The organism is Actinoplanes sp. NPDC026619 (assembly GCF_040638295.1).
Lineage (GTDB): Bacteria > Actinomycetota > Actinomycetes > Mycobacteriales > Micromonosporaceae > Actinoplanes.
Genome location: NZ_JBEZYA010000021.1, coordinates 141,409 through 162,813 on the forward strand (window position 1 = coordinate 141,409; position 21,405 = coordinate 162,813).

25 protein-coding genes and 1 pseudogene are annotated in these 21,405 nt (G+C 70.4%); 20 read left to right on the top strand and 6 right to left on the bottom strand.

Annotated features, from left to right (window positions below; translation table 11 throughout):
* Positions 1-8 precede the first annotated feature (8 nt).
* A complete protein-coding gene (locus AB0E90_RS36520; protein ID WP_360416139.1) occupies positions 9-473 on the top strand; it encodes a hypothetical protein in 465 nt (154 codons plus the stop codon).
* On the opposite strand, the gene AB0E90_RS36525 is transcribed toward AB0E90_RS36520, so the two are convergent.
* Positions 380-922 (bottom strand): DUF6114 domain-containing protein, encoded by a 543-nt coding sequence (locus AB0E90_RS36525; RefSeq protein ID WP_360416141.1) that lies wholly within the window; start codon positions 920-922, stop codon positions 380-382. The two genes, AB0E90_RS36520 and AB0E90_RS36525, sit on opposite strands and share 94 nt — an antisense overlap.
* A gap of 5 nt (positions 923-927) precedes the next feature.
* Positions 928-1,560: a DUF6230 family protein gene (locus AB0E90_RS36530; RefSeq protein WP_360416143.1), complete on the bottom strand. Its 633-nt coding sequence runs from the start codon at positions 1,558-1,560 to the stop codon at positions 928-930.
* Positions 1,561-1,873: 313 nt separating this feature from the next.
* On the opposite strand from AB0E90_RS36530, the gene AB0E90_RS36535 reads away from it, so the two are divergent.
* The 3 genes from AB0E90_RS36535 to AB0E90_RS36545 all read left to right on the top strand — a co-directional run bounded on the left by AB0E90_RS36535 (position 1,874) and on the right by AB0E90_RS36545 (position 5,551).
* Positions 1,874-2,542, top strand: coding sequence for a Tat pathway signal sequence domain protein (locus AB0E90_RS36535; protein WP_360416145.1), 669 nt, complete (start codon positions 1,874-1,876; stop codon positions 2,540-2,542).
* Positions 2,543-2,652: 110 nt separating this feature from the next.
* Positions 2,653-4,881 carry a glycoside hydrolase family 9 protein gene (locus AB0E90_RS36540; RefSeq protein ID WP_360416147.1) on the top strand — a complete coding sequence of 743 codons (2,229 nt, stop codon included), beginning with the start codon at positions 2,653-2,655 and terminating at the stop codon, positions 4,879-4,881.
* A gap of 106 nt (positions 4,882-4,987) precedes the next feature.
* Positions 4,988-5,551: a DUF2087 domain-containing protein gene (locus AB0E90_RS36545; protein ID WP_360416149.1), complete on the top strand. Its 564-nt coding sequence runs from the start codon at positions 4,988-4,990 to the stop codon at positions 5,549-5,551.
* On the opposite strand, the gene AB0E90_RS36550 is transcribed toward AB0E90_RS36545, so the two are convergent.
* Positions 5,535-6,398: an LLM class flavin-dependent oxidoreductase gene (locus AB0E90_RS36550; RefSeq protein ID WP_360416151.1), complete on the bottom strand. Its 864-nt coding sequence runs from the start codon at positions 6,396-6,398 to the stop codon at positions 5,535-5,537. The genes AB0E90_RS36545 and AB0E90_RS36550 overlap by 17 nt on opposite strands.
* A gap of 78 nt (positions 6,399-6,476) precedes the next feature.
* On the opposite strand from AB0E90_RS36550, the gene AB0E90_RS36555 reads away from it, so the two are divergent.
* On the top strand, positions 6,477-7,037 hold the full coding sequence (locus AB0E90_RS36555) for a helix-turn-helix domain-containing protein (RefSeq protein WP_360416153.1): 561 nt from the start codon (positions 6,477-6,479) through the stop codon (positions 7,035-7,037).
* Here the strand turns inward: AB0E90_RS36555 and AB0E90_RS36560 are convergent.
* A pseudogene (locus tag AB0E90_RS36560) lies at positions 7,031-7,297 on the bottom strand (methyl-accepting chemotaxis protein); the annotation flags it as partial. The gene AB0E90_RS36555 and the pseudogene AB0E90_RS36560 overlap by 7 nt on opposite strands.
* Positions 7,298-7,720: 423 nt before the next feature.
* Between AB0E90_RS36560 and AB0E90_RS36565 the strand changes: the two are divergent.
* From AB0E90_RS36565 to AB0E90_RS36590, 6 genes are all read left to right on the top strand, one after another.
* Positions 7,721-8,170: an oxidoreductase gene (locus AB0E90_RS36565; RefSeq protein ID WP_360416155.1), complete on the top strand. Its 450-nt coding sequence runs from the start codon at positions 7,721-7,723 to the stop codon at positions 8,168-8,170.
* 165 nt (positions 8,171-8,335) lie between these two features.
* The gene (locus AB0E90_RS36570; RefSeq protein WP_360416157.1) at positions 8,336-9,463 is read left to right on the top strand and encodes an ABC transporter substrate-binding protein; all 1,128 of its coding nucleotides are present in this window, start codon (positions 8,336-8,338) and stop codon (positions 9,461-9,463) included.
* A 55-nt stretch (positions 9,464-9,518) separates the two neighbouring features.
* Positions 9,519-10,337, top strand: coding sequence for an ABC transporter permease subunit (locus AB0E90_RS36575; RefSeq protein WP_360416159.1), 819 nt, complete (start codon positions 9,519-9,521; stop codon positions 10,335-10,337).
* Positions 10,325-11,116: an ABC transporter permease subunit gene (locus AB0E90_RS36580; protein WP_360416161.1), complete on the top strand. Its 792-nt coding sequence runs from the start codon at positions 10,325-10,327 to the stop codon at positions 11,114-11,116. The genes AB0E90_RS36575 and AB0E90_RS36580 overlap by 13 nt, the downstream gene beginning before the upstream one ends.
* Positions 11,113-12,153: an ABC transporter ATP-binding protein gene (locus AB0E90_RS36585; protein ID WP_360416163.1), complete on the top strand. Its 1,041-nt coding sequence runs from the start codon at positions 11,113-11,115 to the stop codon at positions 12,151-12,153. Before AB0E90_RS36580 ends, AB0E90_RS36585 begins: the two co-directional genes overlap by 4 nt.
* Positions 12,154-12,217: 64 nt before the next feature.
* On the top strand, positions 12,218-13,024 hold the full coding sequence (locus tag AB0E90_RS36590) for a M15 family metallopeptidase (RefSeq protein ID WP_360416165.1): 807 nt from the start codon (positions 12,218-12,220) through the stop codon (positions 13,022-13,024).
* Between the two features lie 60 nt (positions 13,025-13,084).
* Here AB0E90_RS36590 and AB0E90_RS36595 read toward each other — a convergent pair whose 3' ends face one another.
* On the bottom strand, positions 13,085-14,587 hold the full coding sequence (locus AB0E90_RS36595) for a multicopper oxidase domain-containing protein (RefSeq protein ID WP_360416167.1): 1,503 nt from the start codon (positions 14,585-14,587) through the stop codon (positions 13,085-13,087).
* 34 nt (positions 14,588-14,621) lie between these two features.
* The gene (locus AB0E90_RS36600; protein WP_360416169.1) at positions 14,622-15,935 is read right to left on the bottom strand and encodes a cation:proton antiporter; all 1,314 of its coding nucleotides are present in this window, start codon (positions 15,933-15,935) and stop codon (positions 14,622-14,624) included.
* An 18-nt stretch (positions 15,936-15,953) separates the two neighbouring features.
* Between AB0E90_RS36600 and AB0E90_RS36605 the strand changes: the two genes are divergently transcribed.
* The 9 genes from AB0E90_RS36605 (at position 15,954) to AB0E90_RS36645 (ending at position 21,372) form a co-directional block, all read left to right on the top strand.
* Complete coding sequence (locus AB0E90_RS36605) at positions 15,954-16,049, top strand: TcmI family type II polyketide cyclase (RefSeq protein ID WP_360416277.1); 96 nt, start codon at positions 15,954-15,956, stop codon at positions 16,047-16,049.
* Complete coding sequence (locus AB0E90_RS36610; RefSeq protein WP_360416171.1) at positions 16,046-17,695, top strand: acetyl-CoA carboxylase carboxyltransferase subunit alpha; 1,650 nt, start codon at positions 16,046-16,048, stop codon at positions 17,693-17,695. Before AB0E90_RS36605 ends, AB0E90_RS36610 begins: the two co-directional genes overlap by 4 nt.
* 3 nt (positions 17,696-17,698) lie before the next feature.
* Entirely contained in the window at positions 17,699-18,172 is a 474-nt protein-coding gene (locus tag AB0E90_RS36615; protein ID WP_360416173.1) for a biotin/lipoyl-containing protein, read from the top strand.
* Between the two features lie 24 nt (positions 18,173-18,196).
* The gene (locus AB0E90_RS36620; RefSeq protein WP_360416175.1) at positions 18,197-18,898 is read left to right on the top strand and encodes an ATP-grasp domain-containing protein; all 702 of its coding nucleotides are present in this window, start codon (positions 18,197-18,199) and stop codon (positions 18,896-18,898) included.
* Positions 18,841-19,179 carry a hypothetical protein gene (locus AB0E90_RS36625; RefSeq protein WP_360416177.1) on the top strand — a complete coding sequence of 113 codons (339 nt, stop codon included), beginning with the start codon at positions 18,841-18,843 and terminating at the stop codon, positions 19,177-19,179. Before AB0E90_RS36620 ends, AB0E90_RS36625 begins: the two co-directional genes overlap by 58 nt.
* Positions 19,176-19,520 carry a hypothetical protein gene (locus AB0E90_RS36630; protein ID WP_360416178.1) on the top strand — a complete coding sequence of 115 codons (345 nt, stop codon included), beginning with the start codon at positions 19,176-19,178 and terminating at the stop codon, positions 19,518-19,520. The genes AB0E90_RS36625 and AB0E90_RS36630 overlap by 4 nt, the downstream gene beginning before the upstream one ends.
* Positions 19,521-19,642: 122 nt before the next feature.
* Entirely contained in the window at positions 19,643-20,371 is a 729-nt protein-coding gene (locus AB0E90_RS36635; RefSeq protein WP_360416180.1) for a sulfotransferase family protein, read from the top strand.
* Positions 20,368-20,907 (top strand): flavin reductase family protein, encoded by a 540-nt coding sequence (locus tag AB0E90_RS36640; protein ID WP_360416182.1) that lies wholly within the window; start codon positions 20,368-20,370, stop codon positions 20,905-20,907. Before AB0E90_RS36635 ends, AB0E90_RS36640 begins: the two co-directional genes overlap by 4 nt.
* 90 nt (positions 20,908-20,997) lie before the next feature.
* The gene (locus tag AB0E90_RS36645; RefSeq protein WP_360416185.1) at positions 20,998-21,372 is read left to right on the top strand and encodes a hypothetical protein; all 375 of its coding nucleotides are present in this window, start codon (positions 20,998-21,000) and stop codon (positions 21,370-21,372) included.
* Positions 21,373-21,405: the final 33 nt, after the last annotated feature.

Consider the following 21,405-nt stretch of genomic DNA (forward strand, 5'->3'; position numbering starts at 1 on the left):
GGTGTGTGGTGTCCGATCCAATGCTCGACTCGATCATGAGCCGCTCCGACTGGAGCGAGCCGGACAGCGTGCTGGGCACCTACGTGGCCCAGACCGACCGGCTGATCAAGCCGCAGGACGGCGTGCCGCTCACGTTGACCGTGCACGGCCTGCTGGTCAGCGGCGACCTGATCCCGCAGTGGCAGTGGTTCGCCGAGGTCAGCGAGATGGACGACTACGAGGACGCCTTCTACACCGGCATGGCCGAGCACATGAAGGAACAGTCCGACCTCGCCCACGACGCGATCCGGGCCCGCGACACCGGCGCCGAGGTGTCCCACCGCCAGATGGCCGCGCTGCTGGCCCCGACGAAGTACATCCACCTGCGCAAAGCGCGAATCTACTCGCCGGACAGCAAGCCCGGCGAGGGGCGCCTGTGGCGCGGCAGGCTCTGCGACGTGTCCGGCTGGACGCCCGGCGTCTCGTCCGACTGATCCAGCTCCGCCTCCTGCTCAGCCGGTTCTTCCTCAGCCGGTTCTTCCTCAGCCGGTTCTTCCTCAGCCGGTTCGTCCTCCGGCGGGGCGACCGGGGCGCGGTGCTTGGTCGGTGACCAGGCGAACGCCAGGGCGCTGCCGAGGACGCCCATGATCAGGCCGAAGATGAAGCCGCCCAAGTTGGACGTCAGCCATGAGGCGAGCGCGAGCACGGCCGCGACCAGCGAGTAGAACAGGTGCTGCTGCGGGTTGAAGATCAGCAGCACGCCGAGGACGGCGAGCAGGATCGGCAGCAGGTAGCCGATGAAGCCCTGCATCCCGACGTGCACCACGACCGGCAGCGGCGCCCATACGGTCAGGAACATCTCGACGCCTGCGATAAAGACGAACAGCCCGCCCCAGAAGGGGCGGGCGTGTCGCCAATGCCAAAAGGCAGAGCGCTGCGGCATTTCGCTCAGCAGCCGGTGGCCGAGAACGACATACGCAGGTGCGGCAGCGTGAACTTGGCGGCCGTGGTCGCGTAGTTGTTCTGCCAGAGGTTCTTGATCTGCACCGCGTCGGCCTGCTGCCCGAAGACATAATCGGGGCCGACGACCTGCTGACCGGTATTCGGATTCTTCACCTTGTCGAAGGTGCCGGCGTCGCCACCGACCTCGATGTTGGTGAAGTCGGCGTTGCCGTTGATCTGGTCGGAGTCGACGACCAGCGCCTTGGCCGAGACCGGGGTGCCGTTGTCACCCGCGGTGATCTTCAGGTAGGCGCCGCCGAGCGAGACGCTCTGGCACAGGTTGGTGAGCGTCGCGGTGTTGATGGCCGAGACGATCAGCACCTTCTGCCCACCCTCGTCGGCCAGGTTGGGGTTGCCCTCGCGGGTGGTGTCCAGCGTGGCGAACTGCTCGAAGCCCTGGCCGTTCAGCTCGGTTGCGGCAACCACGAACGGCATGCCGGAGATCGAGAAGTTCGCGGCGAGCACGCCGGTGGCGGTCAGGGCGATCAGGCCGGCGGTCGCCGCCCCGGTCAGCCCGAGCATGATGCCGAACTTCCGCCACTGGACGCCGCCGGCGGAAACGTCGTCCGGTTTCGTCATCGGAAAACTCCCTGTTTGTAGCCCGTGAATAAAATTGGAAAATCAAATTGTGGCTCGTCGACAACGACATTACACAAAGGCCGTTGTCTATCTAAGAGACCGAAGTTACCGCTCGGTACGGATCGGGTCAAGGGCCTTGACTCGTCCCGTTCGACGGGTCTATACATCGACGTCGCCAAGTGTCGCTTTTGTTCGTTGTATTTTCAATTGTCGATGCTCGGCGTGGAATCGCTCGGACCTGGTCTCCCGCATCCCCCCGCAGGTGACCGCCCGGGTGTTTTCGTCCTGTCCCCGAACGCAAGGAGGAACGCCCATGCGGGTGTCTCGCAGCCTCACCATCGCCGCGGCCGTCGCGATGTCGGTGGCGCTGACCGCCGGTCCGGCCCGGGCCGACGACGCGGTCGCCGTGCTCACCAGTGGCAGCGCCGCCGGCGCCAACATCGCCGTCGGTGACGTGCTCAACGCCGCGGTCGCGGCCGGCACCACCGCCGACTTCGCCACCGCGTCCGGCGGCACGACCGGCGTCAAGTGCGCCCAGTCGGCATTCAGCACGACGGTGGTGGACAACCCGGCCGCGCCGGGCGTGGCCACCCAGTCGACCACCGCGCACACGTTCGCCTCGTGCACGGCCAACATTCTGGGCGTGACCAAGGTCAACAGCGTGACGGTCAACAACCTGCCGTTCGCGACCACGATCGACAGCGCCGGTGTGGTCACGGTCAGCGGCACCGACGCGGCGCCGATCCGGACCACGATCGTGCTCGGCACCCTGCTGGGCACGGTGACCTGCGTGTTCCAGGCGAACGGGGACGCGATCACCGGCGCCGTGGCGAACGCCGACAACTCGATCAACTTCGTGAACCAGGCGTTCGCGAAGTCGACCGGGCCGGCCACCTGCCCCAGCGCCGGCTACTTCACCGCCAAGTACGCCCCGGTGGTGGACACCTCGGTCGAGGGCTCGCCGGCGGTCTTCACCAACTGACCGCTGGTAGATGGTTCACGGCCGGAGCTTCCTGAGGCGGACGCTCCGGCCGTGAACGCGCTGTTTCGGGAGCGTTGACAGCACGTCACGGCACCGATTCAATTCTTTCCATGTCTCTATGGGAGCGCTCCCGAACGGTTGCCGTCCTCACCGCTGCCGCTCTGCTCACCCTCGGCGCCGCCGCACCCGCCACCGCGGCTTCAGCTTTGGCGGATGAGGTCGAGCAGGTGAAGAACGGCGGATTCGACGGCACCACCGATCCCTTCTGGTCCACAACCGGCATGCCCATGACGTTGACCGACGGGCAGGCTTGTGTGGACGTGCCCGGCGGCACCGCCAACCGCTGGGATGCGGCGATCGGGCAGAACGAACTGCCCCTGGTCGCCGGCGAGAGCTACCGGTTCAGCTTCGATGCGGCCGGGGACGCCGGTCACGTCGTACGGGCCATCGTCGGTCTTGCCGTCTCGCCTTATGACACGTATTTCGAGCAGTCGCCCGTTCTCGGCGGCCTGACTCACTACTCGTACACGTTCACCGCCTCGGCCGACACCGCGCAGGGGCAGGTGGCGTTCCAGATCGGCGGCAGCGCCGACCCGTGGCACTTCTGCGTGGACAACGTCTCGCTGGTCGGCGGCGTGCCGCCGGAGGTGTACGTGCCGGACACCGGCCCGCGCGTGCGGGTCAACCAGGTGGCGTACCTGCCGGCCGGGCCCAAGACCGCGACCGTCGTCACCGCCGCGACCACCCCGCTGCCGTGGCAGCTCCTCGACTCCGCCGGGCGCACCGTCGCCCGCGGCGCCTCGACGCCGCGCGGTGTCGACGTGTCCTCCGGCGAGAACGTGCAGACCATAGACTTTGGTCGGTATTCGCGGCCGGGCTCGGGCTATACGGTGGTTGCGGACGGGGAGACAAGCCGGCCGTTCGACATCGGAGCGGCCGCCTACGACAAGTTGCGGGCCGACGCGCTGAAGTTCTACTACACCCAGCGCAGCGGCATCGCCATCGACGACGCCCTGCGCCCGGGTTACGGGCGTGCGGCCGGGCACGTGGACGTTGCGCCCAACCAGGGTGACGGCAACGTGCCCTGCCAGGCGGGCGTCTGCGACTACACACTCGACGTGCGCGGCGGGTGGTACGACGCCGGCGACCACGGGAAGTATGTGGTCAACGGCGGCATCACGACCTGGGAGATCCTCAGTGAGTACGAGCGCTCGCACGCCGTCCGCTCGGTGTCGCTGAAGATCCCGGAGAGCGGCAACCGCGTCCCGGACATCCTCGACGAGGCCCGCTGGGAGCTGAACTTCCTGCTCAGCATGCAGGTGCCGGCCGGCAATCCGCTCGCCGGGATGGTCCACCACAAGATCCACGACCAGGCGTGGACCGGGCTGCCGCTGCTGCCCGACCAGGACCCGCAGCCCCGCGAGCTGCACCCGGTCTCGACCGCGGCGACGCTCAACGTGGCCGCGGTGGCGGCGCAGGCGGCCCGGATCTACCGGCCGTTCGACCCGGCGTTCGCGAAGCGTGCGCTGGCGGCCGCGAAGACCGCCTACACGGCGGCCAAGGCCAACCCGGCGCTGTTCGCGCCGGAGTCCGACGGCGTCGGTGGCGGCGCCTACAACGACAGCAAGGTCAGCGACGAGTTCTACTGGGCGGCCGCCGAGCTCTACCTGACGACCGGCGACCGGGCCTATCAGAACGACGTGCTCGCCTCGCCGGAGCACACCGCCGACGTGTTCGGCACCGGCGCGTTCGACTGGGCGTCGACCGCCGCGGCCGGCCGCCTCGACCTGGCCGCGCTGCCGTCGAAGCTGCCCGGCCTGCCGGCCGTGAAGGCGTCGGTGGTCAAGGGGGCGGAGAAATACCTGGCCACGGCCAAGGCCCAGGCGTACGGGGTTCCGTACGCGCCGGCCAACAACATGTGGGACTGGGGCTCGAACAGCGCGGTCCTGAACAACATCGTGGTGCTGGCCTCGGCGTACCGGCTGACCGGACGTCCGGCCTTCAAGAACGCGGCGCTGACCGGGTTCGACTACGTGCTCGGGCGTAACGCGCTCAACCAGTCCTACGTGACCGGCTACGGCGAGGTGAGCTCGCAGAACGAGCACAGCCGGTGGTACGCGCACGAGCTGGACCCGGCCCTGCCCAACCCGCCGGCCGGCACCCTGGCCGGCGGCGCGAATTCGTCCATCCAGGACCCGTACGCGCAGAGCAAGCTGACCGGCTGCATCGCGCAGTTCTGCTACATCGACGACATCCAGTCGTGGTCGACCAACGAGGAAGCGATCAACTGGAACGCCGCCCTGGCCTGGGTGTCCAGCTTCATCACTGACGTCAGCTGATCGGGGGATCACCGCGCCGGAGACCCGAGGCGGGTCTCCGGCGCGGCCGTTCGTCGCCGCGAAAATCCGGATGCGCGGGCGGTGCGGACCTGAATACGGTGGGGTGATGTCCGCCGATGCCGCCCGCGCCGCCGAATTCCTGTCGCAGCTCGCCGTTCCGGCCCGGCTGGCGGCCTACGCCGACCTGGTTCGGCGGGGAAACGACGGCGCCACTCTCGCCGAGCTCGCCTACGCCCTGGATGTTCCGATCCAGGAGGCCGGCAACCTGCTCGCCCGGCTGGTCGGCGCGGGGCTGGCGACCGGCACCGGCAACGGCGTTTACCGGGCCAATCCCGGCGTGCTCCGCGAGGCCGCGCAGGCGGTCGACCGGGCGCAGCCGGTCAGCGTGCTGCTGCTCGACTATCCGCAGTTGCGGGGCAACTTCGCGCACGGCCGGTTGACCAGCCTGCCGCCGACGCTGAGCGAGCGTTACCACCAGGTCGGCGAGCTGTTCGCCCGGTTCCTGGCGCTCGAGGCCCTGCACGCGGAAGACGAGATCAACCGCCGGCTGTCGGCCGTGACCGACGACGTGGCCGGCGTGCGCCGCATGCTGGTCGAGACCGGCTGGCTGGAGCGCGACCGCGCCGGCACCACCTACGGCCCGGCCCGCCCGTTCACCGCGACGGAGTGATCAGCTCGTCGGTGACCCAGCGGGCGACGGCGGCCGGGTAGGGCGGGGGCACGCTCAGGACGATGTGGCCGAAGCCGGCTTCGATCGCCTCGGCGATGGCGGCTCTGGTCGCGGCGGGGTGGTCGTAGTCGACCGGCACGTTCATCGAGCGGGTGATCTCGGCGGGGTCGCGGCCGATCTCGGCGCAGTAGCGGTCCAGCAGCGCGCTGCGGCCCTTGATGTCGGCCATGTCCTTGCCGCCGGGGATGTTCCAGATGTCGGCGTGCTCGGCGGCCAGGCGCAGCACCGGGCTGGTCCGGCCGGCCAGCAGGAACGGCGGCTTGCGCACCGGCTTGGGGTTGGCGAAGGCGCCGGTCAGGTCGACGTAGTCGCCGTGGAAGTCGAACGGCTTGTCCTCGCTCCACAGCCGCTTGATCACGGTCAGCGCCTCGCCGAAACTGCCCACGGCGTGCGGTACGTCGTGGAAGGGGAGGCCGTGGGCCGCGTACTCCCGGATGGCCAGGGGGTGTCCGGGCCGTGAGCCGACGCCGAGGCCGAAGATGAGCCGGCCGCCGGAGACGACGTCGACGGTGGCGGCGATCTTCGCGAGCATCGCGGGCGGGCGGAACCGGTTGCTGCTGACGAGCAGGCCGAGCTCCAGGCGCTGGGTGCGGGCGGCGAGCGCCGACAGCAGCGTCCAGCCCTCGAGGATCGGACCGTCCGGATCGCCGCCGATCGGCATGAGGTGATCGAAGAGCCAGGCGTTGTCGATCTCGGGGATCCCGTCGGCCTCCTGCCAGACGCGGAGGATCTCGTCGTAGCCGACCTGCATGGGCGCGGTCATGAGTCCGAAGCTGGTTCTGGTCATCTGGCATCCTTGGGGTAAGCGGATCGTTGTTCCGCTACCGACGATACGGAACTTGGTTCCGTTTACCAAGTGGGAGACATGGCGGAACGGAAGCGGGCCGACGCCCGGCGCAACGAGAAGTCGCTGCTGGACGCGGCGGCCGAGGCGTTCGTGGTGGCCGGCGTGCACGTGCCGGTGCGGGAGGTCGCCGCGCGGGCCGGGGTCGGCGTCGGCACGATCTACCGGCACTTTCCGACCCGGGCCGACCTGGTCGTCGCCGTCTACCGGCATCAGGTCGAGGCGTGCGCCGCCGCCGGTACGGCTCTCCTGGCGGAAAGCGCGAGCCCGCATGCGGCCCTCGGGCGCTGGATCGACCTGTTCGTCGACTTCCTGGTCACCAAGCACGGCCTGGCCGAGGCGATGCAGTCCGACCGGGCCGGCTTCCAGACGCTGCACGCCTACTTCCTGGAGCGCCTCGTCCCGGTCTGCGACCAGTTGCTGACCGCGGCCGCCGCGTCGGGCGAGATCGAGGCGGGCATGGCGGGCCTCACGCTGATGTACGGCATCGGGAACCTGTGCGCCGGCGCGGGCGTCCCCGGCTACGACGCCCGGCGCATGGTGGCGCTGGTGATCGCGGGCTTACGGCGTACACCTCAATAGCGGAACGCGCCGACCAGGGCCGTGAGGTCGCCGGAGAGCTTGGTCAAGTTCGCGGCCGCCTGTTGGGTCGTGCCGGCGATCTCGGCGATCGCGGCCGCCGCGGACGCGCTCGACGACTGGATCGCGGCGATCCGGGCGGTGATCTGCTCGGTGGCCTTCGCGGTTTCCTGCGAGAGGTCCTTGACCTCGGACGCGACCACCGCGAACCCCTTGCCCATGTCGCCGGCCCGGGCCGCCTCGATGGTCGCGTTGAGCGCGAGCTTCATGTCGACGCCGGCCACGCCGACGAATTTGTCGTCCCGGAGGATCGGGACGACCGTCGAGGTCATCAGGACGTCGGCGCCGCCGACCTGGTAGCTGTACGGCTCGATCACCTTCTCCGCCCTGGTCTTCTTCGGTATCTGGTAGTAGTAGTCGCCGTCGCCGGCCACGTCGTAGCTGGTCAGCGGGTCGAGACTGATCTTGTCGCCGTCGCGGTACCAGTACGGGATGAACCGGCCGGTGGCGTCAGGCCCGTCGGCGTTGCGGTAACGGCTGTCGTGCCCGTCGAACGCGTTCGCCTCCCAGCCGGTCCACCCACCGAGGTAGCCGGTGTGCGCGGCGAGGACCGCCCGCAGCTCGGCCGAGGCGACCTTGCGGCTGCTGCCGCTCGCCGAGGCGGCGTGGAGCTAGAGTGCTGAGCCATGCAGAGCGTCTATGAGGCGGCCGGTGGTCTTCCCGGCCTGACCCGGCTGGCCGCGGCCTGGCACGAGCGGGTGCTGGCCGACGAGGTGGTGAGCCACGCGTTCGAGCACGGTTACCGCGCCGACCACACGTCCCGGCTGGCGGGTTACTGGGGCGAGGCGCTCGGCGGGCCGCCGTCGGAGATCGACGAGACCACGGTCGTCCGCATGCACAGCGGCAACGGCCCGCACGAGGAGATGGACCGCCGCGCGATCGCCTGCTTCGACGAGGCCCTGACCGACGCCGGCTTCACCACCGACCCGCTGCGCCAGGTGCTGCACGACTATTTCGCCTGGGCCACCACGACGACGATGAGCCAATACCACCACTCGGCCGACGACGTGCCGTCCGGCCTGACCGTCCCACGCTGGTCCTGGACGTCGACCGCGGGCGAATACCGGCACGAATAGGGGCCGTTGTTCGTGGGTGTATTGATCAAAGTGAACTTTGTGGTGTAGGTAACGAACAGCAGGAATGTTTCCCTCTGTACTTTCCTCCGTCGCCTCAGCGCCACCAAGCACTTTCATGATCCACCCAGCGCGCACCGGTTGTGGTCGCGCAGAAGGAGGCTCTCAGTGCGCACCCCCATCGGCTGTACCCTGGCCGTCGTCATTGCTGCCACCGCGGCCGTCGCCGTGGCGGCCTGCTCGCCGCCGGAGAAGAAGGACGATTCCGCGTCCGCCTCGGGCAGCGCGGCCACCGCCACCAGCGCCGCCGACCTCGGCGGCATGGACGCCCTGATCGCCGCGGCCAAGAAGGAAGGGCAGCTCAACGTCATCGCGCTGCCGCCGAACTGGGCCAACTACGGCGAGATCATCAAGGGCTTCGGCGACAAGTACGGCATCAAGGTCAACTCGGCCCAGCCGGACGGGTCCAGTCAGGACGAGATCAACGCCGCCAACCAGCTCAAGGGTCAGGACAAGGCCCCGGACGTGTTCGACCTCGGCGGCAGCGTCGCCTCCGCGAACACCTCAATGTTCGCCCCGTACAAGGTGGCCACGTTCGCCGACGTGCCGGACGCGCTCAAGGAGGCCGCCGGCACCTGGGTGAACGACTACGGCGGCTACATGTCGATCGGCTACGACAGCGCCAAGGTGCCGGCCCCGACCAGCGTGGCCGACCTGCTGAAGCCTGCGTACAAGGGCAAGGTCGCGCTCAACGGCGACCCGACCCAGGCCGGCGCCGCGTTCGGTGGCGTGCAGATGGCCTCGCTGGCCGGCGGCGGCACGGTCGAGGACATCAGCAAGGGCGTCGAGTTCTTCGGCAACCTGAAGAAGGCCGGCAACTTCCTGCCGGTCGACCCGTCCGCCACGACCATCGAGTCGGGACAGACGCCGGTCGTCTTCGACTGGGACTACCTGAACGTGGCCGAGGCGGCCAAGCTCAAGACCTGGAAGACGTTCGTGCCGTCGGGCGCGGTGCTCGGGTCGTACTACGTGCAGGCGATCAACAAGGAGGCGCCGCACCCGGCCGCCGCGCGGCTGTGGGAGGAGTACCTCTACTCCGACGAGGGCCAGAACCTGTGGCTCAAGGGCGGCGCCCGGCCGGTCCGGGCCGACGCCATGCAGAAGGCCGGCACCCTCGACGCGACCGCCTTCGCCGCGCTGCCCAAGGTGGACGGCACCCCGGTCGTGCCGACCGAGGCGCAGAACACCAAGGCCAAGGAATACCTGACGGCGAACTGGGCCAAGACCATTGGCTGACCAGGCCGTAGCGGCCCCGCGGCGCAGGCCGCGGGGCCTTCCACTGCTGGGCACGGTGCCGTTCTTCGCGTACGTGGCGATCTTCCTGATCATCCCGACGCTGGTGGTCGTGATCGGCGCGTTCGCCGGCAACGGCGGCGGGGCCAGCCTGTCCAACGTGAAAGCGCTGACCGACGGGTACATCCTGGACGCGTTCGGGCGCAGTATCACGCTGTCCGCGGTCAGCGCGGTCATCGGCGCGATCGGCGGGGCCGTCCTCGCCTACGCCCTGGTCACCGCGAAGGCCGGCGGCGTGCTGCGCCGGGTCGTCACCTCGGCGGCCGGCGTTCTCGCCCAGTTCGGCGGCGTCACCCTGGCATTCGCCTTTCTGGCGACGATCGGGCTGAGCGGTTTCGTCACGGTCTGGCTGCACGACCATCTGAACATCGATCTGTACGCGAACGGAGTGTGGCTGTTCGAGCTGCCGGGATTGATTCTCGTCTACACGTACTTCCAGATCCCGCTGATGCTCATCGTGTTCCTGCCGGCCCTGGACGGCATTCGCCCACAGTGGCGGGAGGCGACCGAAAGCCTCGGCGGCACCACCTGGCAGTACTGGACCCGGGTCGCCGGGCCACTGCTCGCCCCGGCTTTTCTCGGGTCGACGCTGCTGCTTTTCGCCAATGCTTTTTCGGCGTACGCGACGGCGGCCGCCCTGGTCAGCCAGGGCAGCCCGATCGTGCCTTTGCAGATCCGCGGCGCGCTCACCAGTGAGGTCGTGCTCGGCCAGCAGAACCTCGGCAAGGCGATGGCGCTCGGCATGGTGATCGTCGTGGCTGTCGTGATGACGCTTTATGCCCTGCTGGAACGGAGAACCGCGAAATGGCTGGGGTGATCGCCGGCCGGCGGCGTAAACAACGGGTCTTCCGCTGGGCGGTGCTGGTCGTTCTCGGCGTCTTCTTCCTGCTGCCGCTGGCCGCGATGGTGGAGTTCAGCACCCGCGACTCGGCGACGTGGCCGCTGCTGGTCAACTGGCCGAAGCTCAGCGACACCTATCCGGACCTGGCCGAGGGCATCGTGGCCTCCCTCGAGCAGGCCGGGCTCACCGCCGTACTCATGCTCGCTCTTCTTGTTCCGACCGCGATCTGGGTGCGGCTGCGGCTGCCGTGGTTGCGCCGGATCGTCGAATTCCTCTGCCTGCTGCCGCTGACCATTCCGGCGATCGTGCTGGTCGTCGGGCTGGCGCCGGTCTACGCCTGGGTCAACTATTTCCTGGGCGGATCGTCGCTCACGCTGGTCTTCGCGTACACCATCCTGGTTCTGCCTTATGCCTATCGCGCCATCGACGCCGGCCTTTCGGCCATCGATGTCAAAACCCTCGCGGAGGCGGCCAGGAGTCTCGGTGCGAGTTGGACCACCGTGATCGTACGGGTGGTGCTGCCGAACATCAGGTCGGCCGTTCTGTCCGCCGCGTTCCTGACCGTCGCGCTCGTGCTCGGCGAATTCACCATCGCATCCCTGCTGAATCGCACGAATTTGCAGGTCTCCATCGCCCTGCTCGGCAAGAGCAGCGCCACCATGTCGGTCGCGGTGTCACTCGCCGCCCTTCTGCTGGCCTTCCTGTTGCTGATGCTGCTGTCGCTGGCCGGCCGTTCCACGAAGGAGTCGAAATGAGCGACCGCAGCGGCGTTGCTGTGCACCTGGAAGGGCTGCGCCGCACATTCGGCTCGGTGCACGCCCTCGACAATCTCGATCTGCAGATCGGCGCGGGCGAGCTGATCGCGCTGCTCGGCCCGTCCGGCTGCGGCAAGACGACGGCGCTGCGCGTGCTCGCCGGCCTCGAGGACGCCGACGCCGGGCGGGTGCTGGTCGGCGGCAAGGACGTCACCGGTCTGCCGGCGAACCGGCGCGACATGGGCATGGTGTTCCAGGCCTACAGCCTGTTCCCGCACCTCACCGCGGAGCAGAACGTCGAGTTCGGGCTCCGGCTGCGCGGCCGCCGCCGGGTGCCGGGCCGGGCCGCGGCCATGCTCGAACTGGTCGGGCTGTCCGCGTTCGGCGCCCGCTACCCGCATCAGATGTCCGGCGGGCAGCAGCAGCGGGTCGCGCTGGCCCGCGCCCTCGCGATCGAACCGGCCGTGCTGCTGCTCGACGAGCCGCTGTCGGCGCTCGACGCCAAGGTGCGGGTGCAGCTCCGCGAGGAGATCAAGCGGATCCAGACCGAGGTCGGCACGACCACGCTGTTCGTCACGCACGACCAGGAGGAGGCCCTCGCGGTCGCCGACCGGGTCGGAGTGATGCGGGCCGGCCGGCTCGAACAGCTGGCCACGCCGGCCGAGGTCTATCAGCAGCCGGTGAGCGCGTTCGTCGCCGACTTCGTGGGGCTGAGCAACCGGCTGCCCGGGATCGTCTCCGGCCCGGTCGTCTCGGTGCTCGGCACCGAGCTGCCGCTGGTCACCACGGCCGCGGCCGGGTCGGCGACCGCTCTGGTGCGGCCGGAGGCGATCGGCATCACGCCCGACCCGGACGGCGAGGGGCGCGTGCTGACCAGCAGTTTCCTCGGCCCGACCAGCCGCGTCACGGTTACCGTGCGGGAGACGCTCGTCATTGCCCAGGTGGCCAGCGGCCTGCTGCCGTCCCTCACTCCGGGCACGGCCGTGCGCGTGACGCTCCAGCCCGTACCGGTAGCGCTTGATGTTCCGGTGAACTGAGAAACTGGTATCAGTTTCGCGTTTCGCCTGCGACACATGAAACTGGTTCGTACGGTCGGTAACCGTGTTGAAAAGACTGGTGGCCGCCCTCCTCGCCGTGGTCGTCCCGGTAACCGTCCTACCGGGGCGACCGGCCGCGGCGGCGCTGCGCCCGGGCTCCGTGTGGCACGTCGTCGCCCCGGGCGAAACCTTGTACAGCATCGCCCGGGCAGCGCGGCTGCGGGTGGCCGACATCGGCCGCTGGAACCAGATCGTGCCGCCCTATCCCGTGCACGTCGACGAGACGCTGCGGCTGACCCCGCCCCGCGTGCAGCTGCAGGACTGGCGCACCCGGGTCGAGCTGGTCAGCCCGGCTACGGTCAACTGGCGGGCCGCCGACCGGTGCCCGGTCCCGCCGGCCGCGCTGCGCAAGGTCTGGGTCTCGTACATCGACCTGCAGGGCAACTACCACGACGGCAGCCTGGTCGTGCACCGCGACGTCGTCACCCGGGTCCAGAAGATCTTCTTCACCCTGTTCCGCTGGCGCTACCGGATCATGGCAATGGCCCCGATGTCGGTGAACATGCCCGGCGAGACGAACATGGGCATCGTGACGGCCGGCTACAACTGCCGGCCGGTGGGCGGCACGTCGGTCTGGTCCGAGCACGCGTACGGCACCGCGATCGACATCAACCCCCTGCAGAACCCGATGATCCGCGGCGGCTCGGTGTCTCCGGCCGGCGGCAGTTCCTACCTGAACCGGCGCAGCTACAAGATCGGCATGATCCACCCCGAGGGCGCGGCGCGGGCCTTCACCGCCAACGGCTACTTCTGGGGCGGCGGCTGGCGAAGCCTGAAGGACTACATGCACTTCAGCGTCACCAACCGCTGACGACCGGGGCCGGTGGCCGGTGCTCTTCGGGGGAGCGCCGGCCACCGGTGTCTCGGTAGATCAGTGGTGATGGCCGGCCTTGACCACGTCGAACTGGCCCATCAGGCCGAAGTCCTCGTGTTCGAGCATGTGGCAGTGGAACATGAACATGCCGGTGTGATCGGTGAACGTGGTCTTCACCGTGAGTCCCTCGCGCGGCGGCAACACGAACACCTCCTTCAGGCCCTGCTCGTAGGCCGGTATGGCGAGCGGATCACCTCGGACCGGGGTGCCGTCGCCGGCCACGGTCACCCCGAAGCGTTCGGTCAGCAGCCAGTCGACGTCGTGCAGGTGGATGGCGTGCGGCTGGGTGGTGGGGTTGAGGAAGGTCCAGCTCTCGGTGCTGCCCAGCACCGGATCGGCGTCCATCCGCGCGGGGTCGAAGCTCTTGCCGTTGAAGGTCCACGCGGTCGGGCTGCCGGTGCTGTCGGTGACGGCGCCGATGACGAACTGGCGGGTCTGGGACGGCTCGGGGAACGCCGGCAGCGGCCGCAGCTTCGCGGGCACGTAGCTGCGGTCCACGGCCGGCCGCTTCACCCGGAACTGCATGGTCTCGGGGGCGATGTCGTTGACCGTGTTCAGGTTCATCAGCGTGATGTTCTCGCCGAGGTGCGCCGCGAAGTCGACGACCACCTCGACCCGTTCGCCGGGCATCAGGTTGATCTGGGTGCGCTCGATCGGCGCGGGCAGCAGGCCGCCGTCGGTGGCGATCTGGGTGAAGCTCTGACCGTTGCCCAGGGTGAAGATGTAGGGGCGGCGGTTGGACGCGTTGAGCAGGCGGAACCGGTATTTGTGCGCGGCCACGTCGAGGTACGGCAGGTAGGTGCCGTTGACCAGGACGTTGATGCCGAGCAGGCCGACCGCGGCCGGGCCCTGAGCGGCCGGCTCGTACGGGATCTGGTTGTTCTCGTCGAAGGTGCGGTCGGTGATCATGAGGGGTACGTCGTACTCGCCCTTCGGCAACGGCAGGGCCGAGTCGACCGCGTCGTCGAGGATGAACATGCCGGCCAGCCCGTTCCACACGTTGCGGCCGGTCACCCCCATCCGGTGGTCGTGGTACCACTGGGTGGCGGACCGTTCCGGCTTGCCGTCCTCACGCATCCCGTAGGTGTAGGTGCGCTTGCCACCGGGCGGGATCAGCTCGCTGTCGGCCTGTCCGTCCTCGGTGGTCAGCGAGTGGCCGCCGTGGTTGTGCAGGGTCGCGTCGCCGAACTCCGGGCCGAGGTTGTTGCGCACGGTCACCCGGGTGGGCACGCCCGTGGGCCGGCGGATGGTGGGCCCGGGGAACACCCCGTTGTAGGTCCACATGTGGGTGGCGGGGCCGTCCGCCGCCAGCTGGACGTCCGCCTCCTTCATGGTCAGGTTGATGTTCGAGCCGGTCAGGACCGGGGGGATGCGCAGCGGCTGGGCGAACTCGACGCCCTCCGCCTGCGCGGACGTGTTGAGGTGGATGATCGCGGCCACGGGTACGGCCAGGGCGATCGCGGCGGCCAGGATCCGGCGGCCGGCGGGCAGATAGCGCATAGGAAGATCTCCGATTCAGGTCGTGAAACGGTGCTCACCCACCGGTGGGCACCGCGTCGCGGGCGCTGGTGCCGCTCCATGCCGTCAGACGCATCTCCTCCTCCCGGGTGCACTCGACGTGCCGCATCGCGACGCGCAGCAGCGGTGGCGCCATCACCGACGTGACGACGGCCAGCAGGACGACGATCGTGTAGCCGGCCGCGTCGAGGATGCCGAGCCGGAGCCCCACCGTCGCGACCACGATCTCGATGACCCCGCGGGCATTCAGGCCGGCGCCCAGGGCGAGCGCCTCCCAGCGGTTGAGCCGGCTCAACCGGGCGCCGAGATAGGCGCCGGAGAACTTGCCCAGGACGGCCACGGCGATCACCAGCACCGCCGCCAGCAGCACCGCGGGCCGGCCCAGCGCGCGCAGGTCGATGCGCAGTCCGGCGGTGGCGAAGAAGACCGGCGCCAGGAACGAGAGCACGACCACCCGCAACGAGGACGTACGGACGCCGGTCGCCCGGGCCGCCGAGCCGATCACGACGCCGCACACGAACGCGCCGAACACCGGTTCCAGGCCGAGCGCCTGGGTGCCGGCCGCAGCGAGCAGGATCATGGCGACGGCCACCGCCACCGTGCGTTCCTCGCTGTCCTTGCTGCGCCGGAGCGCCCACTTGGCGATCGGCCGGCCGGGCCACCAGGCGAGCTTGACGACCAGCGCCAGGCTCGCCAGCGCCATGAGCGCCACGGCCGGGGTCAGGCCCTCGATCGCGGTGGCCGAGACGATGGACAGCATGAACCACCCGAACGCGTCGTCCAGCACGCCGACCCCGAGCGCGAGCTGGCCGATGTCCCGGTGCATGAGGTTCATGTCCATCAAGATCTTGGCCATCACCGGGATGGCCGTGACGCACAGCGCCACCCCGAGGAACATCGCGAACACGTGGGTGTCCGCGCCGGGACCGCGCAGCAGCGCCGCCGCCGGGTAGCCCAGCGCGATGCCGAGGCCGAGCGGGATGATCAGGCCGGCGAGGCCGACCCGCAGCAGGGTGCCCCGCCGGCGGCGCAGGAGCGACGGGTCCATCTCCATGCCGGTCAGCCCGACCAGGAGCACGACCGCGATCTGACCGATTGCGTCGAGCAGATGCGCCTGCTCGGGCCGCGCCGGCGTCAGCCACTGCGCCACGCCGGGCGCGGCCCAGCCGAGCAGCGACGGGCCGAGCACCACGCCGGCGGTCAGCTCGCCGACGATGGCCGGCAGGCCGAAGCGTGCCGCCAGCCGGCCCAGCAGGATGACTAGCACCAGCAGCAGGCCGAGCTGCAGCAGCAGCAGCATCGACTGGTGCGCCGCGAGCGGGGCCGGCATCAGTAGCTCGCCACCACGCTGAGCCCGTACGTGCACCCCTTCGACCCGCAGACCTGGCGCTCGCCGGCCGACGCCATGGCCGGCCGCTTCTATTCCTGGCAGGCGGAGCGATGACCCTCGTGGCGCAACGCGCGCCGGTGTCCTGGACCCGGTGCCCCACCTGCGCGAATCTGATCTACCAACCGCGGCTGGAGCGCGGGCACCGGGTCTGCCCCGAGTGCGGCCACCACCACCGGCTCAGCGCCCCCGAGCGCATCGAGCAACTGCTCGACCGGGGATCGTTCCGGTCCGCGCCGGGCATCGCCGGCGGCGATCCGCTCGGCTTCACCGACATCAAGCCGTACGCGCAGCGCCTCGCCGACGCGCGGACCCGCACCGGCCTGGACGACGCGGTCTGCTGCGGCCGCGGCGAGATCGCCGGCACGCCGGTCGCCATCGCGGTGATGGACTTCCGCTTCCTCGGCGGGAGCATGGGCTCGGCGCTCGGCGAGGCGGTGACCCGCACCGCCGAGGAGGCGCTGCGGCACCGCATCCCGCTGGTGCTGGTGACCGCCTCGGGTGGCGCCCGCATGCAGGAGGGCGCGCTCTCCCTGATGCAGATGGCCAAGACCGGCCAGGCTTTGCAGGACCTGCGCCGGGCCGGCGTGCTCAGCGTCGCCGTGCTGACCGACCCGACCTTCGGCGGCGTCACCGCGTCCTTCGCCACGCTGGCCGACGTGCTGGTCGCGGAGTCCGGCGCGCTGATCGGCTTCGCCGGGCCGCGGGTGATCGCGAACGCCACCCGGGCCGGTCTGCCGGAGGGCTTCCAGACCGCGGAGTACCTGTTCCGGCGCGGGCTGCTCGACCGGGCCGAGTCGCGCGCCGACCTGCGGGCGGTCCTGGGTCAGCTGGCCCGCCTGGCCCGCCCGGCCACGCCGCCACCCGTGGACGATGATTTCCCGGCGCGGACCGGCGGCGCCGCGGTGCCCGGGGGAGCCGCCGCGACCGTCCGGGTGGCCCGGGCGATCGACCGGCCGACCACATTGGACTATCTGTCCCGGATCAGCGACGAGTTCCTGGAGCTGCACGGCGATCGCGCCCACGGCGACGACGCGGCGATCGTCGGCGCCTTGGCCCGCGTCGACGGCGTACGGATGATGGTGATCGGGCACCAGAAGGGGCACGACACCCGTGAGCTGGTGACCCGGAACTTCGGCATGCCGCAGCCGGAGGGTTATCGCAAGGCGCTGCGCCTGATGCGCCTGGCCGAGCGGCTCGGCCTGCAGGTGCTGACGCTGGTCGACACGCAGGGCGCGGCGCCCGGGGTCGGCGCCGAGGAGCGTGGCCAGGCCTGGGCCATCGCCGAATGCATCGCCGGGATGTCCGAGCTGGCGGTGCCGGTGGTCAGCGTGGTCATCGGCGAGGGCGGCAGCGGGGGCGCGCTGGCCCTGGCCGTCGCCGACCGCGTGCTGATGCTCGAGAACGCCGTCTACTCGGTGATCAGCCCGGAGAGTTGCTCCACGATTCTCTACGGCGAGCCGTCGCACGCCGCCGAGATGGCCGAGGCGCTGCGGATCACCGCGCCCGAGCTGCTCCGGCTCGGCGTCGTCGACGGCATCGTGCCGGAGCCGGCAGGCGGGGCCCAGGCCGACCATGCGAGCGCCGCCGCGGCGCTGAAGGGCGTGGTCCTGGCCGAGTTCGGCCGGCTCGGCGCCCGGAGCGTCACCGACCTGCTCGCCGCCCGTCACGAACGGTTCCGCCGGCAGGGAAGGGTGAGCTGAGCCGTGGAGGAGGCCTTGCAGGCAATCCGCCGACTCCGCGAGGAGGTGGCAAGTGTTGCCAAGACCATTCCCGGCACCGTGTCCCGGGTTTCGCTGCGTGTGGGTGACTGCGCGCTGGAGATCACCTGGGAGCCGCCGGCCGGTGTGGAGCGTTCCCCCGTCGCCGCACCGGCCGGCCACGTCGAGCCGGCGCTCCCGGCCGAGCCGGTCCGGGCGCCGGCCGATGACGCGCTGCGCACCGTGGCGGCGCCGCTGGTCGGCACGTTCTACACGGCGCCCGCGCCGGGGGCGGAGTCGTTCGTCGCCCCCGGCGCCCGGATCGAGCCGGGACAGCCGATCGGCATCGTCGAGGCGATGAAGCTGATGAACGAGGTCGCCAGCGACTGGTCCGGCGAGGTGGTGGAGGTCCTGGTCGGCGACGGCGAGCCGGTCGAGTTCGGGCAGGACCTCGTGCTGATCAGGGTGGCCGACCGATGATCCGGAAGATTCTGATCGCCAACCGTGGCGAGATCGCGCTGCGCATCGGTGCTGCCGGGCAGCGACGGGCCGGTCGGCGGCGCCGCGGAGGCCGAGCAGGTCGCCCGGGCCATCGGCTTCCCGCTGGTCATCAAGGCCAGCGCGGGCGGTGGCGGCCGCGGCATCACCGTGGTGGAGCGAGCCGCCGACTTCGTGCCCGCCCTGCAGCAGACCAGCCACCAGGCCCGCATGGTGTTCGGCAACGGCGAGGTCTATCTGGAGCGTTACCTGCCGGCCGCCCGCCACGTCGAGGTGCAGATCCTCGCCGACACGCACGGCAACGTGGTGCACCTGGGCGAGCGTGACTGCTCGCTGCAGCGCCGCAACCAGAAACTGGTGGAGGAGTCGCCGTCTCCAGGCCTGGACCGGGCGCTGGCCGATCGGCTCGGTGAGCTGGCGGTGACCGGAGCCCGATCGCTGGCCTACAGCGGCGTCGGCACCATGGAGTTCCTGGTGGGACCGGACGGCACCGCCACCTTCATGGAGCTGAACGCGCGGATCCAGGTGGAGCACCCGGTCACCGAGATGGTCACCGGGATCGACCTGATCCGCGAGCAGATCCTGGTCGCCGCGGGCGAGCCGCTGAGGTTCACCCAGGACGACATCCGGCCGTCCGGCGTGGCCATCGAGTGCCGGTCAACGCCGAGGACCCGGACGCGGGATTCCGCCCGGCACTGGGTCTGCTGAAGGCCTTCCGGCCGCCGGGTGGTCCGTTCACCCGGGTGGACTCCGGCTTCGACGAGGGCGACCAGGTGTCCGCGTTCTACGACTCGCTGCTGGCCAAGCTCATCGTCTGGGCCCCCGACCGGGAACAGGCGATCGCCCGGGCCCAGCGGGCGCTCGCCGAGTTCGTGGTGGACGGGCCGGGGGTGCACACCACCATCCCGGTGCTGCGGCGCCTGCTGGCCGAGCCCGCGTTCGTCGAGGGCCGGCACACCACCAGATTCGTGGAGGGCCTGTTGCCGTGAGCGTGGCGCTGGTGGTGCGCCGGCCCGACGAGCCGGCGGTGCGGTGCGCGGCCCGGCTGGCCGCGAGCGCGAACACCCGGCTCACCGTCATCGTGGTGGCCCGCCGGCTGTCGACGCTGTGCTACGACATGCAGGCGGCGCTGACCCTCGACCTGCGCGATGTCGAGCTCGACTACCTGATGTGGCTCAGCCGGGTGCTGGGCGGCGAGGGCGTCGATTGGGAGCTGGTGCGGGTCGATTCCGGCGGCGAGGCGGAGGCCGAGGTGCGGCTGCGGGGCCCGGCCTGGGTGCTGCTCGGCCGGCGGTACGGGCGGGGTCCCGCCCGGATCCGGCTCGGATGAGCCGGATCCGATCCGGTTCCCGGGTGTCCCACCTTGGCCCGGCGCTCACCCCCCGGTGGGAGGCCGGCGGTCATCACGGCGGTGGAAGACCCGGCCCGGCGACCGCACCTATCGTCGGCCGCATGACGACAAAGCTCGAGGTCATCGGCGCCGGGTTCGGCCGCACCGGCACCACCTCCCTCAAGGAGGCGCTGGACGTGGTCGGCCTCGGGCCCTGCCACCACATGTTCGATCTGATGCAGGACCCGGCGCTGATCGGGCCCTGGCTGGACGCGGCCGAGGGCCGCCCGGCCGACTGGGACGCCGCCTTCGCCGGTTACCGCAGCGCCCTGGACTTCCCGACCGCCGCGTTCTGGCGTGAGCTGGTCGACCGCTACCCGGGCGCCAAGGTGATCCTCACGGTGCGCGACCCGGAACAGTGGTACGACAGCGCCATCGAGACCATCTTCGCCAAGGCGATGGCGAACGAGCGGCGGCGGCAACACCCGATCGGCCGGCTCGGCTACCGGTTCATCACCTCGGTGAGCCCGGAGCTGGGCGCGTTCGCCCGGATGACCGACGAGGCGGTGATGCGACGGGTCTTCGACGGCCGGTTGTCCGACCGGCGGCACGCCGTCGAGGTCTTCCGCCGGCACAACGCGGAGGTGCAGGCGACCGTGCCGGCCGACCGGCTGCTGACGTACCGGGTCACCGAGGGGTGGGAGCCGCTGTGCGACTTCCTCGGCGTGCCGGTGCCGGACCGGCCGTTCCCGCGCGGCAACGACCGTGACACGTTCCACCGCGAGGAGCGGGACCGGATCCGGCGGATGATCCGCGGGTCGGTCGCCCGGCGCCTGGGGCGCGCGACGTGAGCGGTGTGCGGGTCTTTGATCCGGGCAACCCCCGCGAATTCCGTACGGTCCTGGCCCGCTTCGCCACCGGTGTGGCCGTGGTGACCGCGGCCACCGACGACGGCCAGGCGGTGGGCATGACGGTGAACTCCTTCTCCGCCGTGTCACTGGACCCGCCGCTCGTGCTGTTCTGTGTCAACCGCGCCTCCCAGCTGCACCCCGTGTTCGCCGGCGCGCAGGCGTTCGCGGTGCACATCCTCGCGCAGGCCCGGCTGCCACTGTCCCGCCGTTTCGCCCGGCCCGGCCTCGACCGTTTCGGGGGCGTGCGGGTCGGCGCGGGCCGGCAGGGCGTGCCGCTGCTCGACGAAGGGGTGCTCGCCGTGCTGGAGTGCCTCGGCGAGCGCACCGTCCCGGCCGGCGACCACGACATCGTGCTGGGCCGGGTCGAGCGGGCGGTGCTGAGCCCGTACGCGGACGCTGATCCGCTCATCTACTACGGCGGCGCCTACCGCTCGCTGGTGCCCGGCGCCGACGACTGGGCGACCGCGGTCCAGTGACCGCCTTTCGGGGTTCTTTCGGTTGCCGGTGACGGAGGCGTCGGCTTTCCCGGCGATGGTGAAGACCCGCCCTCTACCGAACGGACTGACATGCGGAAACGTCCTGCCATCCTGGCCGCGGCCGGCCTGCTCCTGGCGCTCGCCGGGTGCGCGAACGACACCCCGGCCGTCGCGCCGACCCAGCCCCTGGCCACTCACTCGCACGACCTCGGCGCGGTCCCGTCGGCCGGTGCCACCCCGAGCGGCGGAGGCCGAGGGGCGCCGAACTTCGCGTCGATGATGCCGGCCCTGCAGGCGTACGCGAAATGCATGCGCGAGCACGGCTTCCCGATGCCCGACCCGAGCACCGACGCCGACGGCTTCTCCTTCGGCGGCAAGGTGAACCGCGACGATCCGAAGTGGAAGCCGGCGGACGACGCGTGCGAGGACCTGATGCCCGCGGGCGGCCCGGGCGGGAACCGCTGACTGTCCTCCGCCGGTAGGAGAGCCTCCTCATCG

What these genes read in the sequence shown, in the direction of transcription:
- AB0E90_RS36525 (WP_360416141.1), bottom strand. Translation starts at nt 922, where the DNA reads ATGCCGCAGCGCTCTGCCTTTTGGCATTGGCGACACGCCCGCCCCTTC.
- AB0E90_RS36530 (WP_360416143.1), bottom strand. Translation starts at nt 1,560, where the DNA reads ATGACGAAACCGGACGACGTTTCCGCCGGCGGCGTCCAGTGGCGGAAG.
- AB0E90_RS36535 (WP_360416145.1), top strand. Translation starts at nt 1,874, where the DNA reads ATGCGGGTGTCTCGCAGCCTCACCATCGCCGCGGCCGTCGCGATGTCG.
- AB0E90_RS36540 (WP_360416147.1), top strand. Translation starts at nt 2,653, where the DNA reads ATGTCTCTATGGGAGCGCTCCCGAACGGTTGCCGTCCTCACCGCTGCC.
- AB0E90_RS36545 (WP_360416149.1), top strand. Translation starts at nt 4,988, where the DNA reads ATGTCCGCCGATGCCGCCCGCGCCGCCGAATTCCTGTCGCAGCTCGCC.
- AB0E90_RS36550 (WP_360416151.1), bottom strand. Translation starts at nt 6,398, where the DNA reads ATGACCAGAACCAGCTTCGGACTCATGACCGCGCCCATGCAGGTCGGC.
- AB0E90_RS36555 (WP_360416153.1), top strand. Translation starts at nt 6,477, where the DNA reads ATGGCGGAACGGAAGCGGGCCGACGCCCGGCGCAACGAGAAGTCGCTG.
- AB0E90_RS36565 (WP_360416155.1), top strand. Translation starts at nt 7,721, where the DNA reads ATGCAGAGCGTCTATGAGGCGGCCGGTGGTCTTCCCGGCCTGACCCGG.
- AB0E90_RS36580 (WP_360416161.1), top strand. Translation starts at nt 10,325, where the DNA reads ATGGCTGGGGTGATCGCCGGCCGGCGGCGTAAACAACGGGTCTTCCGC.
- AB0E90_RS36585 (WP_360416163.1), top strand. Translation starts at nt 11,113, where the DNA reads ATGAGCGACCGCAGCGGCGTTGCTGTGCACCTGGAAGGGCTGCGCCGC.
- AB0E90_RS36595 (WP_360416167.1), bottom strand. Translation starts at nt 14,587, where the DNA reads ATGCGCTATCTGCCCGCCGGCCGCCGGATCCTGGCCGCCGCGATCGCC.
- AB0E90_RS36600 (WP_360416169.1), bottom strand. Translation starts at nt 15,935, where the DNA reads ATGCCGGCCCCGCTCGCGGCGCACCAGTCGATGCTGCTGCTGCTGCAG.
- AB0E90_RS36610 (WP_360416171.1), top strand. Translation starts at nt 16,046, where the DNA reads ATGACCCTCGTGGCGCAACGCGCGCCGGTGTCCTGGACCCGGTGCCCC.
- AB0E90_RS36635 (WP_360416180.1), top strand. Translation starts at nt 19,643, where the DNA reads ATGACGACAAAGCTCGAGGTCATCGGCGCCGGGTTCGGCCGCACCGGC.
- AB0E90_RS36645 (WP_360416185.1), top strand. Translation starts at nt 20,998, where the DNA reads ATGCGGAAACGTCCTGCCATCCTGGCCGCGGCCGGCCTGCTCCTGGCG.